The 13316-nt window shown below is 42.3% G+C and carries 13 protein-coding genes; 5 read left to right on the top strand and 8 right to left on the bottom strand.

Annotated features, from left to right (window positions below; all coding sequences use genetic code 11):
- Nucleotides 1–319: 319 nt before the first annotated feature.
- The 4 genes from AC5JMF_RS27865 to AC5JMF_RS27850 form a co-directional block, all read right to left on the bottom strand.
- A complete protein-coding gene (locus AC5JMF_RS27865; RefSeq protein WP_495798952.1) occupies nt 320–1750 on the bottom strand; it encodes a hypothetical protein in 1431 nt (476 codons plus the stop codon).
- Between the two features lie 449 nt (nt 1751–2199).
- Complete coding sequence (locus tag AC5JMF_RS27860) at nt 2200–4458, bottom strand: PAS domain-containing hybrid sensor histidine kinase/response regulator (RefSeq protein ID WP_495798951.1); 2259 nt, start codon at nt 4456–4458, stop codon at nt 2200–2202.
- Between the two features lie 5 nt (nt 4459–4463).
- The gene (locus tag AC5JMF_RS27855; RefSeq protein WP_495798979.1) at nt 4464–4889 is read right to left on the bottom strand and encodes a response regulator; all 426 of its coding nucleotides are present in this window, start codon (nt 4887–4889) and stop codon (nt 4464–4466) included.
- Nucleotides 4890–4906: 17 nt separating this feature from the next.
- Entirely contained in the window at nt 4907–6880 is a 1974-nt protein-coding gene (locus AC5JMF_RS27850) for a GAF domain-containing sensor histidine kinase (RefSeq protein WP_495798950.1), read from the bottom strand.
- Between the two features lie 337 nt (nt 6881–7217).
- Between AC5JMF_RS27850 and AC5JMF_RS27845 the strand changes: the two genes are divergently transcribed.
- From AC5JMF_RS27845 to AC5JMF_RS27830, 4 genes are all read left to right on the top strand, one after another.
- Nucleotides 7218–7766 (top strand): PadR family transcriptional regulator, encoded by a 549-nt coding sequence (locus AC5JMF_RS27845; RefSeq protein ID WP_495798949.1) that lies wholly within the window; start codon nt 7218–7220, stop codon nt 7764–7766.
- A gap of 80 nt (nt 7767–7846) precedes the next feature.
- Nucleotides 7847–8350, top strand: coding sequence for a DNA recombination-mediator protein A (locus AC5JMF_RS27840; RefSeq protein ID WP_495798948.1), 504 nt, complete (start codon nt 7847–7849; stop codon nt 8348–8350).
- A gap of 227 nt (nt 8351–8577) precedes the next feature.
- The gene (locus tag AC5JMF_RS27835; protein WP_495798947.1) at nt 8578–8973 is read left to right on the top strand and encodes an MAPEG family protein; all 396 of its coding nucleotides are present in this window, start codon (nt 8578–8580) and stop codon (nt 8971–8973) included.
- A gap of 144 nt (nt 8974–9117) precedes the next feature.
- Complete coding sequence (locus AC5JMF_RS27830; protein WP_495798946.1) at nt 9118–9609, top strand: YajQ family cyclic di-GMP-binding protein; 492 nt, start codon at nt 9118–9120, stop codon at nt 9607–9609.
- 95 nt (nt 9610–9704) lie between these two features.
- Here the strand turns inward: AC5JMF_RS27830 and AC5JMF_RS27825 are convergent, their stop codons facing one another.
- Entirely contained in the window at nt 9705–10256 is a 552-nt protein-coding gene (locus AC5JMF_RS27825; RefSeq protein WP_495798945.1) for a glutathione S-transferase family protein, read from the bottom strand.
- A gap of 11 nt (nt 10257–10267) precedes the next feature.
- Nucleotides 10268–10732 carry a hypothetical protein gene (locus tag AC5JMF_RS27820; protein WP_495798944.1) on the bottom strand — a complete coding sequence of 155 codons (465 nt, stop codon included), beginning with the start codon at nt 10730–10732 and terminating at the stop codon, nt 10268–10270.
- A 636-nt stretch (nt 10733–11368) separates the two neighbouring features.
- On the opposite strand from AC5JMF_RS27820, the gene AC5JMF_RS27815 reads away from it, so the two are divergent.
- Entirely contained in the window at nt 11369–12091 is a 723-nt protein-coding gene (locus tag AC5JMF_RS27815; protein ID WP_495798943.1) for a tetratricopeptide repeat protein, read from the top strand.
- A 312-nt stretch (nt 12092–12403) separates the two neighbouring features.
- Here the strand turns inward: AC5JMF_RS27815 and AC5JMF_RS27810 are convergent, their stop codons facing one another.
- Nucleotides 12404–12814: a slr1601 family putative cell division protein gene (locus AC5JMF_RS27810; RefSeq protein WP_495798942.1), complete on the bottom strand. Its 411-nt coding sequence runs from the start codon at nt 12812–12814 to the stop codon at nt 12404–12406.
- A gap of 379 nt (nt 12815–13193) precedes the next feature.
- The gene (gene psaM, locus AC5JMF_RS27805) at nt 13194–13289 is read right to left on the bottom strand and encodes a photosystem I reaction center subunit XII (RefSeq protein ID WP_495798941.1); all 96 of its coding nucleotides are present in this window, start codon (nt 13287–13289) and stop codon (nt 13194–13196) included.
- Nucleotides 13290–13316: the final 27 nt, after the last annotated feature.

Genomic DNA, 13316 nt, shown 5'->3' with positions numbered 1-13316 from the left:
GAATTGGTATGAATATCCCCCAAGACTTTGAGTCTACTGAAGTAGACTTGAGCTATTAGCCAAGAAATTTATTTCTTGGCGGGTGAGGAAGTCAACACCGAAGCTATTTCTAGCTGAAGTTGACACCAATGGCTTTTCGTCCCACCCCACGATAATGCTTATTACATTGTTTTAGCTGTGTCGTTCCAGTAGTAGCATGTCAAGGCTAAAATAGTGCATTAGCTTTTATCTTGTGGGATGGGCGTCTCGCGCGTCCAGTGAGGGCAAGATGTCCACACCACAGGAAAATTTATTGCAACATTTTAGTTGAAACAGTCCACTAGTTTTGCTGTAACATCTGCTGCACTCGTTCAGCTAAGTAGGCTTCTAATTCCGATAAAGGTGCAGAACCTTCAGCAAATCGGGCAAAGCCTAGCATTGTTGGTAAGTCTTCTGCGTCTCTGAGTCCTACAGTGGGTGTGGTGGGGTTGAGGTTACGCAAAGAGAAATCTTCAGAATTAAACACGGGGTTGCAATGAACAATTGAAGTGTGTAACTTGGGGTCTAATTTAGTGCGATATACTCGCAATACTTCCGCCGCACCGTTGGGTGGAGAGTTTTCGCAACCATCGGAGACGATGATAATCAAGTCTGCACCCCATGACAACGCCGCTAACAATGGTGTTGCCAAATCAGTCTGTCCATGGGGACGTACTTGCAGTACATCTTCTACAGGTGCTGTCCAAAAAGCGCGGTATTCTTGTGAGGCAACTTGCAGTAAGTAGTGCGTAGCTAAAGCTACACCCAAAGGACGGCGGCGCTTTTCACTAGAGCCAGAACTGGAGTAGCTACAATCTAGAACTGCGGCAACTTTTCCTAATTGTAGAGGTGCTTTTTTTAATACCAATCCTGCCGATCGCTCTAATGCTTGGTTTAATATATCACGCTGTTGCTGTCTAGTTTCCCCAGGAAGAGACAATGTATATAACGCTAATTTTGTCAAGGGCAAGCTAGCCAAATCTAAATTAATTCCAACTTTATTTGTGCGTTCTGCTGCACCTTGCAAACGCAACTTTTCACCCAAAGTCATCTGCTGTTGAATGCGCGACAAAAAAACCTCGCGCGGTACTTTGTGTTTAACTGCAAATCCTTCAGCGATAGTAAAAGGAAGCTGATAAATAGCTTCAGCGCTGTAATGTGCTTGACGGAAATTTTCAAATAACTCGATTGAGTAAATACTTTGCGTCCAGTTGCGGAACAGAAAAGTACCCAATTCACCTTGGAGTTTGAGGTGTGCATGGACAGCGATCGCTCGCACTTTGCTACGATACTTAACAGCATCAAAACTCACATCACGTCGCATACTAAGATAATCACGAGCGATCGCTCTACTACGACGGTTATTGATTCGTCGTTCACGCAGCTGCTGCAACACACCCCACGCTCGTTGTGGCGGCAAAGCATTGAGGGCATGGGCAATTAATGCACCTTCCTCTTGGCGATGTTCTGGGAGTGTATCTTTGCCAGTCGCCAGCAGCTTGAGAATAATTTGGGCTTGATTAAAGTGATTAACACCAGCTGCTAAAGTGCGGGCATACAGCAAGCGGTAATTACCGAGAATATAATCATGTAAAAAGTCAATTGATACTCGTTGTCCATAAGCATCATCATAAAATTCACGCTGTCCCGTACAAGCAAGACAAGCATTAATGAACATTACCAAATCTTCACGCGCCACTTGTTCTATGCGGTTGTGATGGTTGGTAAGCATGAAGGGAGTGGGGAGTGGGGAGTGGGGAGTGGGGAGTGGGGAGTGGGGAATGGGGAATGGGGAATGGGGAATGGGGAGTGGGGAGTGGGGAATATGTATTTTAATTACGAATTACGAATTACGAATTACGAATTACGAATTACGAATTACGAATTACACTTCTGGGCGCTGTTCGGGGAAAGGGCGGCACGACTAGGTTTAACAACTTAACAGGTTGGAACGGAAGTCGTACCAAAGTCCCGCGAACAGCAAGACTGAATAATTTGGGGAGTAGGGAGTAGGGAGTAGGGAGTGGGGAATTAGATTTTTGTATTCTGGCTATGGGCTATTTGTCCTTTGGGACATATTTTATAGATTCAGAGTCTCCAGGTAATTTCCAGAATTTGTAATGTGTATATATAGCAATTTTCTCATCCCCTACTCCCTACTCCCTACTCCCTACTCCCCACCTAAGACAATACTTTTTGTAAAGTTAGCAATAATTCATTAATAGTATAAGGTTTTGATAAAAATGCTGTGACGCCGATACTAGCTATGGCGTTAAGCTTGTTAGTGGACAATAGTCCGCTGGTAGCGATGATCTTAACTTGAGGGTTGATGGTTTGTAAAGTACGGATGGCGGTGATTCCATCGAGGGATGGTAACATGATGTCCATAAGTACTGCACTAATTTTATCTATGTTTTTCGCGTAGAGTGCGATCGCTTCTACACCATCACTAGCAACCAGAGTTTGATAATTATGGCTCTCTAGCGATGTTTTGGTAATCTCTTGAATTGCGGATTCGTCATCCACAATTAAAATTAGTTCTCTATGTCCTGCTGTTGGGATCAAATCTTCCAGGCTAGATATTTCTCTACCCTCAACTGCTGGTAAGTACACCTTAAAGTTTGTGCCGTGTCCCACCTCGCTATACACATTGATAAAACCACCATGGCTTTTGAGGATACCAAGTGCAGTGGAAAGTCCCAAGCCTGTGCCTTGTCCAACTTCTTTGGTGGTGAAGAATGGCTCGAAAATTCGATCTAAAATTTCTCCGGGAATGCCAACGCCATTATCAGAAATAGTAATCACTATATATGGCCCGATTTTGGCTTCTAGGTTCATGCGGGCGTAATTTTCATCAATATACAAATTTTCGGCAACGATTTTTAAAGTACCACCGTTGGGCATCGCGTCGCGGGCGTTGACACAGAGGTTTATGAGTACTTGATGGAGTTGGGTACTATCACCAGAAACCATCCACAAATTTTGCGGTAAATCTGTGCTGATTTCTATAGATTTGGGAAAGGTTTCTTTGAGAACCTTGGCTATTTCCACAATGAGATGTTTGAGTTGCAATGTAATGTGCTTGCCTTCTACACCTCTAGCAAATGAGAGAACCTGTTTGACTAAATCAGCTCCGCGTCTGGCATTGATTTCTAAAATTTCTAATAAATGCTGAGTCCGCTCATCAGCATCGGGGAATTTAAGTGGCAGGAGTTGCGCTCCTGCTAAAATTGGTGTCAGGATATTATTCAGGTCATGAGCGATACCGCTGGCAAGAGTGCCGATACTTTCTAGCCTTTGGGCACGAAATAATTGCGCTTCTAAATGTTTTTTATCGGTAATATCCGTGTCAACGGTGAGAATAGATTTAGGTTTTCCTTGTTCATCATTAATTAAAATCCAGCGACTCGAAACTAAAATTTCTGTGCCGATTTTGGTAATTTTGGTTAATTCGCCTTGCCATTTACCTTTGCTGATAACTTGCAACAAAGCCGTTTCCACATCTGCGGAAGGTTCAGCAAATAAAAGTTTAGTGGCATCTTTACCCAAAACTTCTTGAGCTTTCCAACCAAAAACTTTTTCTGCGCCTTTGTTCCAGTGCAAAATGCGGTTGTTTAAATCTCGGACACAGATCGCATCGGTGGTAACGTCAAGTAGTGCAGCTTGTTCGCGAATTTTTTCTTCAGCTAACTTGCGATCGCTAATATCAATACAAGCACAAGTTATACCCACAATAGCTTGCGATTCATTTCGCAATGGCTCTACAGTCAAGTCATAAAACTTAGTTGCATTTGCAGTAGTGATAGATACTTCTTTTCTAATTCCTATTTCCGTATTAATCACACCAAGTTTAATAGTTGTCAAACGCTGGGCATCTTCAGCAGCTAGCAAATCCGAGTCTCGTTTACCCAACATTTCCTCAACCGTTAACCCAAAAAAGGGATTATAAACCCAGGTATAAAATAATTCCCTATCTTGGTTATAAACAAAGATAGGAGAGTTTTTTAAGGCAACCCGAAACCGTTCTTCGCTGTGTCGCAGTGCATCATCGGCTCGTTGACGCTCAATTGCATAGCGCATAGAACGTACTAACAAATCGCCAGAGACTTGTCCTTTAACTAAATAATCTTGCGCTCCTTCTTGCATTGCCTTAATTGCTAAGGTTTCATCATCTATACCAGTCAAGACAATAATTGGAGTCGCTTTTGCTTGATGATGAGTGATGACAAAAGTTTGTAGCCCCTGGCTATCTGGCAGTGAGAGGTCTAGTAAGATGAGATCAAAAGTTGTGTTTGCTAAACAGTCTAGCGCTTCAGCAAGTTGTTCAGCGGGTACCAAATCAACTATGGCTGTGGTGACTTCCTTCAATAACTCCTGTAATAAAAGGATATCACCGGGATTATCTTCGACTAATAAGACTTTAAGCAATTCGCCTGCCATTGCTATTACTCCGGTGGCAGTTTTACAATCGCAAACCAAAAAGTTTCTATTGACTTTACAATTTTAACGAACTGATCGAAATCAACTGGCTTGGTAATGTAACAATTAGCAGCAAGATTATAAGCTTTGAGGATATCTTCTTCGGCTTGGGAAGTCGTGAGAACCACAACAGGAATTCGTTTGAGACTTTCATCGCTTTTTATTTCTGCCAGTACTTCTCTACCATCTTTTCTGGGGAGGTTTAAATCGAGCAATACAAGGTCTGGATGAGGTGCTTGTGTATATCTTTCTTGTTTTCGCAAGAATGCCATTGCTTCTACCCCATCCTCGACAAGACTTAAGTGAATCGAGATTTTGCTATCTTCTAGCGCAATGCGCGTCAGATGGGCATCGCCAGGATTATCTTCTACTAACAAAACCTCAATAGGCATAATCGTTGATGTAACACTCACGATTGTTCACCTGCTTGATCTGGAATTGTAAAGTAGAAGGTTGAGCCTTGTCCGAGTTTCGACTCCAGCCAGATACGACCACTGTGGCGTTCTATAATCTTCTTACAAATTGCCAAACCAATGCCAGTACCTGGATATTTCTTTCTACCGTGCAGGCGCTGAAAAATCACAAAGATGCGTTCAGCATATTGGGGTTCCAGACCAATTCCATTATCGCTCACCCAGAACACATATTCGTTTTGTTTTGTGGAAAGTGGGGAATTGGGAACGAGAGACGCGGGGACGGGGGGAGGGGGGGACGCACACAAAGAAAGAGACGATGTCTCCGTGTCTCCCTTCGGGTTCGCAGTCGCCTGCGGAGGGAAACCCTCCTGCAGCGCTGTCTCACCGCGTCCTCGCGTCTCCGTGTCCTCTTCCTCATCTCCCCGCACGGTACCAATATGGATTTGTGGCGGTAGTTTTTCTTGGCGAAATTTGATGGCGTTGCCGATGAGGTTTTGAAAGACTTGGGTTAGTTGTGTGGCATCAGCCACGACTACGGGTAAAGGATGGTGAGTAATGATTGCGCCACTTTCTTCAATGGCAAATTGCAGATTAGCGATCGCTTGTTCTAAAATCAGATTACAGTCAACTTCTACAAATGGCTGTCCACGAGTGCTGAGGCGAGAGTAGTTTAATAAATCGTTAATTAAAGTCTGCATTCGGTGTGCCCCGTCTACAGCGTAAGCGATAAACTGATCTGCATTAGCATCCAGCTTGTTTTTGTATCTGCGCTCTAGTAACTGCAAGTAACTGATTACCATCCGCAATGGCTCTTGCAAGTCATGGGAAGCTACATAGGCGAACTGCTCTAACTCACTATTGGAACGAGCAAGCTCCTCTGTTTGGCGAGTTTCCTGTTCTAAAAGTTGTGCTTGGGATAAGGCAATACCAATTTGATTTGCTAATTGCTGTAACAATTCCAACTCAAAGTGATTCCATTCTCGAGGAGCATCACATTGGTGAGCAATCAACAAACCCCAAAGTCCGTCTCTGACGAGAATCGGCACTACAAGGTTAGCTCTGACACCGAATTGCTGTAGAAATTCTCGATGACAAGGACGAATATGAGACTTGTTAACGTCTGTAATTGCATTTACTCTTCCTTGACGGTATTTTTCTAAGTAATTTTCGCTAAAACAAGGGTCAACAATAGTTTGCCCTAAAACCACAGAATAACTAGGTAATACTGCTTCTTGTATGACTGTACCTGAACCGTCAGGTCTAAGGCGAAAAATTAACACACGGTCAGCTTGTAATAATTTTTGCACCTCCATAACTGTAGTTTGCAGAACTTCTTCTAACTGTAAACTTTCTCGAATTTTCAGAGTGATTTCGGCAAATAGTTGCATTCGCAGATTTTGCCGTTTTAATTCTGCTTCTGCTTGTTTGCGATCGCTAATATGAGTTACCAATTCCTCACTAATTCGAGATACTTCAGCTACGCTACGTCTCAGTTCTAATTGGTTCATCACCAAACGACTCAAACCTACCAATGCATCAACTTGTTGTTGACTGAGTTGTCGAGGAATCCGGTCAATTACACACAAAGTTCCCACTATATCGCCTTTCAAAGTTATCAGGGGTACACCTGCATAAAACCTTACAAAAGGATAAGAAGTCACCACTGGATTTGTCGCTAACTTCTCATCAGCCAATACATCCCCAACGACGACAACATCACGTCTTTCTTGACAAAGCCAAGATAACCCAACATCGCGCGGCATTTCTGGTACTTCTATACCTACTTTTGCCTTAAACCACTGGCGATTTTCATCAATAAAATTTACCAAAGCTATAGGAACACCACAAATAAATGCTGCCAAGCGAGCAAGATTGTCATATGCTTCTTCTGGTTCAGTATCAAGAATATGATATTGGCGCAAAGCTTCTATTCTCGATGCTTCGTTAATCTCATGCTCAGGTTTCATTAATCTTTTTTAAAAATTGAAAAATTATTTGCAGTTATATGTATTAACTGCCTCAAAAATAGCTTAATCTTTTCTGGGATTAATTCGCATCCCAATCAGAAATAAGACAAAGGGAGACGCGGGGACAAGGGGACGTGGAGATAGGGAGACGCGGGGACGCGGGGACAAGGAGACGCGGGGACGCGGGGACAAGGGAGAAATTTTTATGATAAGTGATTAGCCGGACATGATATGAGACATAGCTTATCTTCCTTGTCGAACTGCGTTATTGTGCAATTAGTTGCATAACTAACTTATATGCAACTAGTTGAATATGTGAAGTAGTGAATTAAAAATTATGGCTTTAGCGCACGCAATTTTGGCGGCTTTGGTTGAAGCACCTTGTAGTGGGTATGATTTAGCAAAACGGTTTAATGGTTCTGTGGACTTTTTTTGGTCGGCAAGTCACCAACAGATTTATCGGGAATTGTCAAAGCTGGAAAATCAAGGTTGGATTAGTGCTGAAACAATTCTGCAATCGGGACGCCCAGATAAAAAGCTCTACAAAGTGACAGACTTAGGAGAGCAGGAACTGAAGGAGTGGATTGCTCAACCTTGTGAACTGGCACCGATGAAAGAAGATTTGCTAGTAAAAATTTTTGCTGGCCACGTTGCTCCCAAAAATGTGATTTTGCAAGAGCTAGAGCGTCACCAAAAAGCCCATTTAGAGAGATTGTCCACATACAAGAATTTGGAGCAGCAATACTTTCAGCACCCCGAAAACCTTTCAGAATCGGCACAGTTTCAATACCTAACTCTGATGAATGGTATTAGCTATGAACAATCTTGGCTAGCTTGGTACGAACAAGCGATCGCGCTACTAAGCAAAACAATCGAAAAAATATAGTAATGTCTAACTAAGGTTGGCTTCGTACCTACACGCTGTTTGGTAAAATAACTTGGTCGTTAATCTGATCATGTTCATCTTTGAGCCAGTCAATAGACCTTATCAACCTCGATACATTAGCGCAAGAACTGGCGACTATCCAGCAAACGGGTTCCAAACGAATTGCCTTGCTGGGTTCGCGTCACGTCCCAATCACGCATCAAAATCTTATTGAAATGATGACATACGCCCTTGTTTTAACGGGTAATCGGATCATCACTTCTGGTGCTATAGGTACAAATGCAGCCGCCATCAAGGGAGCAACGCGGGCTGATCCGAATCTGCTGACGGTAATTTTACCCCAAAGCCTAGAACGCCAGCCCTACGAATCACGCCAGCAACTAGAACAGGTAATGCATCTGGTTGAAAATCCTAATAATGATAATTTATCATTGGCGGAAGCCAGTTACCTGTGCAATAAGGAGATAGTCTCCCGTTGTCAACAGCTAATTTGCTTTGCATTTCACGACAGTCGCACTCTCCTACAAACTTGTGGAGACGCAGAAGAACAAAGAAAAGTAGTGACACTCTTTTACTTTGATTAGTCATTTGTCCTTTGTCATTTGTCCTTTGTTAGTTGCTAGTAACTAATGACTAATGACTAATGACTAATGACTAATTATTAGTAATAGCAAATTGAAAAAGGAAGTATTCTTTGAGTAACAGAGGAAAGCCTTGAACAGCTTAGAGTCAGCCTTTTTTGGTGTGTATTAACTACGAATTACGCGCTTTGAAGCGGGACGAAGTCCATTCCGAACTACGAATTAGTATAATGACTATTTTTTTGTATTCTATCGCCGCTGGTGTTATTTTGATTTATCTACCGTTTTTGGTGGTAGCTTACGCCCGCTTGCTTGTTGGGTATGATATTTCTGCCCCTAGAGCTATTTTTGATCAGCTACCACCATATGCTCAAAGAGCTACTTGGGCACATCAAAACTCTTTTGAAGTGTTCATGATTTTTGCCGCAGCTGCACTAATGGCATACGTCACTGGTGTGAATTCTTCAGTTGGGGTGGTGGCTGCGATCGCTTTTGTTGTGGCTCGTTTGTTATACTCGATTTTTTATATCTTAAATATACCCCTTTTGCGATCGCTCATGTTTGCCATTGGCACCCTTAGCTCTACCACTCTCATTATCCTGAGCATCATTCAAGCCAAGGGTTAATTGAGGATTAGGGACTGGCTATCGGGGATTGGGTATTGGGTACTAACTAGGTAAATTAGTATCAAGAAAGATATTTCCTAGTTCCCAGTCCCTAATACCCAACACCCAATTTCAAAATCCAACATCTCACATTTGACATTTTTTATGGCTTCTACTTATTCTTTTGACATTGTGAGCGACTTTGACCAACAAGAATTGGTTAATGCTATCGATCAAGTTGTGCGAGAAATCAAAAGCCGTTATGACCTCAAAGATACAAAAACTACTGTCGAGTTAGGCGACCAAGTAATTAATGTCAGCACCGACAGTGAATTTACTTTAGATTCTGTCCACAACATCCTGCGAGAAAAAGCTGCTAAGCGCAATCTTTCTCAAAAAATCTTCGATTTTGGCAAAATCGAATCAGCCAGCGGTAATCGTGTGCGTCAAGAAATCAAACTCAAAAAAGGTATTAGTCAAGAGATTGCCAAGCAAATCTCCAAATTGATTCGCGATGAATTCAAAAAGGTACAAGCTGCAATTCAAGGTGATGCTGTCAGGGTTTCTGCCAAATCTAAAGATGATTTACAAGTTATCATTCAACGGTTGAAGCAAGAAGACTACCCAGTGGCTTTACAATTTACCAATTACCGATGAGGTAGGGATTGGGGACTATGTTCCTTTCCCCTTTCCCTTTACCCAGCGAAGCTTGTTCCCTGTTCCCTACCTCCACATTGGCTTAGCAACTAACCTCATTTGCCAATGCTTTTTTGAAAAGCTGGACGCTCAGACATCTGCTGAATGTAATTCAAAATAGCTGGATAAGCGCTTAAGTCTAACTTCAGCATTACGGGAATGTAACTCAAAATAGACCCCACTGCTACATCTGCAATGGTAAATTCATTGCCCAGCAAAAATGGTTGACGCCCCAGAATTTCATTTAAAGGAGTCAACAAACGGGGCATTTCCCGCTCTCGACTGGCTTCTGTAAAAATCCCTGGCCCCAGACTGGCATTAGCAAATACTACCCATTGGTAAAGTAGAGCATGTTCCTCCACAGAAACAGAGGTTTTGCCATATTTATCAAAAAGATATAGCAAAATTGCCCCTGATTCCCAAAGCCGAAAATCTCCATCAACAATTGCTGGAACTTTACCAATTGGGTTAATTGCTAAGTACTCAGGCTGGCGATGTTCACCAGCTTGCATATCGAGGGTGACAAACTCGTAGGGAATTTCTAGTTCCTCTAGATACCACTTAACGATTGATGCTCGGCTAAAAGCGCCACCATAAAGTTTCAACATAATGCTTGTAATTAAAGAACTTTGTGTGTGTGAGAGTGCTGTTTGATGTTATCTTCTTTTGTCACAACCCTAGCAGCATTTAACACCCGTTTGCGTTCAATAGAATACTTCAGTTCCGTGTAAGTTGTACCCAAAGGAATTAAGGACTTTGCAGATTCACGACGCTTGTAAGTGCGAGCTGCTGCAAACAATCTTGGCACAAATTCATCTCCAAACTGAGCCGATGTAGGAAAGCCATCTGGTAAAAGCAGTGTATCGTCTGCCAGCAAAGTTCCTAAATTTGTTGCACAAGCCAGCTTATAGGAGGTAGGAATACCTTTTAATAGCGCTTCTAAAGCAGCAGAGGGGATAGGTTCTATAACTTCGATTTGATGAACTTCTCCGTCTTCTTTGAAGAAACAGGTTGCTAGACCGATGACAACATAATCATCAGCTGCTAGGTCTGGGGCATTGGGATAAGAAATTGCAGTTGTCATTAGAAAATTTCTCAAAATTTCAGAATTACAGCACGTCTTTAGTTGGCTAAGTATACAGCTTAGGTCTCCAAGCCTGTTTTGTTTGTGAATTCTTCTGTAAATATCAGGTACGGCTTGTTGGCATTCTACCAAGTTGTCGCTCTGATGAGAAACATGGGGGATGAGGCTCTTATGGATAGGTTTTTTAGATTTCGCATTTTGGTTGACGCGGAGACGGGGAGACGCGGGGACGCGGAGAAAGATTTCGGAACGGAAAAATAGGCTTTTTCAGACTGAATATGAAAAACCTACCCTTGAAAGGGGGGATGAGGGAGAAATTTTCTTTGCGTCCCCGCGTCCCCGTGTCCCCGCGTCCTCTTCCCTATTCCCCATTCCCTTTAACACTTTTTCTCAGGATCTGAAATCCTAGCACTTATCTCAATTTAGTATTTCTACCTAAGATTGATTTTTGTTTTTTTCTGGAATTTAACTTAGGGATGAAGTATCCATTATTAAATTAGAGGATTAATTATTGGTGTAGGGTAAAAACTTCTAGTTAGCTGAGTTTGATGGTTAAGTAATTATAAAGACTTTACAATTGACCTTTTAGATACAAATACGTAGTAAGGCACTTGTAGGTAAAACAAGCAAAAAAATATGAATAATTACTCATTTTTAACTTCCAGTGAACAACAAAACATTTATAGTGAGCTTGTGGTAAATAGCACCAAAATCAATCAAGAGCATAGAGCAAAAAGTAGTGAGTCCGCTTTGGGAGACAGCTATTTACGCTCTTGTGCTTTGAAATCGGCTCAAAAGGGAGATTATGTTGAGGCGATCGCCTTATTAAACCAATTGATTCACCGCCATCCTGAGAACGCTGTTGATTACAACAACCGAGGGCTAATTTATTTCCAAAGTGGTGAAACCCAAAAAGCTTTTTGCGACTACAATACAGCCTTACAGCTCAATCCTAAGTTAGCGAGTGCATATAACAATCGGGCAAATTACTACGCTGCTTGTGGAGAATTAGCAGCAGCGATCGCCGACTACGATCAAGCGATTGATTTGCATCCTAGCCATGTGCGAGCCTGGATTAACAGAGGCATTACTTGGCGCGATTTAGGGCGATATGAAGAGGCAATTGATAATTTTGAGGTAGCGCTGCTTTTCGGACAGCTAACAGGTCATATTTGGGCTGAACGAGGCAGAACTTATCATCTATGGGGTGACTGGAACTGTGCGATTGCAGATTATCATCGCGCCCTCAATCAACTACCATCCCTCGACAGCACAACAGACGTTTCTGGCTGTCACTTGCGTCTGCAAATCGAAACCTGGTTAGATGAACTACTATCCCCTCAAGATTTTGATTGGTAATGGCGTCGTGACCAAAACAGGGCGTAGGGTAGCCTAGTCTTCCCTATTCCCTGTTCCCTGCGATGCGCTGAGCTTAGTCGAAGCGTTCCCTTTCATTTGGTTGGTAGATTACACCCTATAGGGAATTCAAAATTCCCAAAAATCATTTTGCAATGAATCGAAGCGTCTCTGTATTGCTAATAGCTAGTAGATGATAATTGCATAGTTATTAACTATTTGATAGTTAGCAATTATATAAATTAACACCCAATGTATACTTAACGAGAATTACGAGTAACTTAATAAGCCGAAATTCTAGATTTAATATTGAGCTTATGGTGATAGCTTGATCTGATCAACTTCTACCCCATCTTGATTGATGAGTACGATCTGACGTTGGTTAGGGTCAACTCGGTATCCTTGTTGCTGCATAATAGTTTTAGCTTGTCTAGGATCAAAGTTGCGGCTAAATTCTGCCTTTAAACTGTTAACGCGTCCCTCCATCAGCTTGACTTCTGTCTGGGCTTCTAACAATTTTTGTTGCTGTAACCACTGATAAGGCAGAAGTTGCATTAAAGCAGATGCTGCTGCTGTCGTAATCACCAGGTTAACTGCTATCTTGACTGTGCTTTCCAGTGCCATCACTTGATAAGAACGTTGACGAAGATGTCGCTTAGGACGAGGAACCACTCGACGTTCTTGTATGGGCTGTAGCGGGGGGCTGGACTTTTGAATCGCATTCATGATAATGAAAAGAGCCTCACTGATTGAAGAGAAGCATTATAAAAGTGCGCTGGCACTTAATTACTGCTTGATTTAGCTGACATATTACTTCATTTTTAGGAAATTGCTACACGTAATTGCATCAGTTATGGCTGGAAATTGGGGATCAGGGAACTCGGGGCCCCCGCTCCCGGAGGGACTGGTGACTGGGAATAGGCTTGAAAGTCTCTTATTGTGGGGATTTGAGCGAAAAAAGTAAAAATTTGAATAACTGATAAAAAACAACCTGGCATACTTACGTACAAATCTTCTAAGAACCTACAACATTAAGCTGCAAGCCCTGGAAAATAGTACTCCGTATAGCCAGGATGTTAGCTTTCTAACCTCGTCACATCGCAGGTTATTTGTAAAGTTCAGTAGCTAACCGCCAAGCAAGAAATCCTGGAAGTATTGCCACAACCAAAGCAATGTAAACTTGAGTATCTGATATGGACATGGTTTGAAACCTCCTAACCTCAAATCA

The sequence above is a fragment of the Desmonostoc vinosum genome, from assembly GCF_059505385.1.
The sequence above is the reverse complement of the archived record's forward strand: the minus strand, read 5'-3'. Positions and strand labels throughout refer to the sequence as shown.

Excerpts from the sequence above, each read along its gene's own strand:
- AC5JMF_RS27865 (WP_495798952.1), bottom strand. The coding sequence starts at position 1,750 with ATGCTTACCAACCATCACAACCGCATAGAACAAGTGGCGCGTGAAGAT.
- AC5JMF_RS27860 (WP_495798951.1), bottom strand. The coding sequence starts at position 4,458 with ATGGCAGGCGAATTGCTTAAAGTCTTATTAGTCGAAGATAATCCCGGT.
- AC5JMF_RS27855 (WP_495798979.1), bottom strand. The coding sequence starts at position 4,889 with ATGCCTATTGAGGTTTTGTTAGTAGAAGATAATCCTGGCGATGCCCAT.
- AC5JMF_RS27850 (WP_495798950.1), bottom strand. The coding sequence starts at position 6,880 with ATGAAACCTGAGCATGAGATTAACGAAGCATCGAGAATAGAAGCTTTG.
- AC5JMF_RS27845 (WP_495798949.1), top strand. The coding sequence starts at position 7,218 with ATGGCTTTAGCGCACGCAATTTTGGCGGCTTTGGTTGAAGCACCTTGT.
- AC5JMF_RS27835 (WP_495798947.1), top strand. The coding sequence starts at position 8,578 with ATGACTATTTTTTTGTATTCTATCGCCGCTGGTGTTATTTTGATTTAT.
- AC5JMF_RS27830 (WP_495798946.1), top strand. The coding sequence starts at position 9,118 with ATGGCTTCTACTTATTCTTTTGACATTGTGAGCGACTTTGACCAACAA.
- AC5JMF_RS27825 (WP_495798945.1), bottom strand. The coding sequence starts at position 10,256 with ATGTTGAAACTTTATGGTGGCGCTTTTAGCCGAGCATCAATCGTTAAG.
- AC5JMF_RS27820 (WP_495798944.1), bottom strand. The coding sequence starts at position 10,732 with ATGACAACTGCAATTTCTTATCCCAATGCCCCAGACCTAGCAGCTGAT.
- AC5JMF_RS27815 (WP_495798943.1), top strand. The coding sequence starts at position 11,369 with ATGAATAATTACTCATTTTTAACTTCCAGTGAACAACAAAACATTTAT.
- AC5JMF_RS27810 (WP_495798942.1), bottom strand. The coding sequence starts at position 12,814 with ATGAATGCGATTCAAAAGTCCAGCCCCCCGCTACAGCCCATACAAGAA.
- psaM (WP_495798941.1), bottom strand. The coding sequence starts at position 13,289 with ATGTCCATATCAGATACTCAAGTTTACATTGCTTTGGTTGTGGCAATA.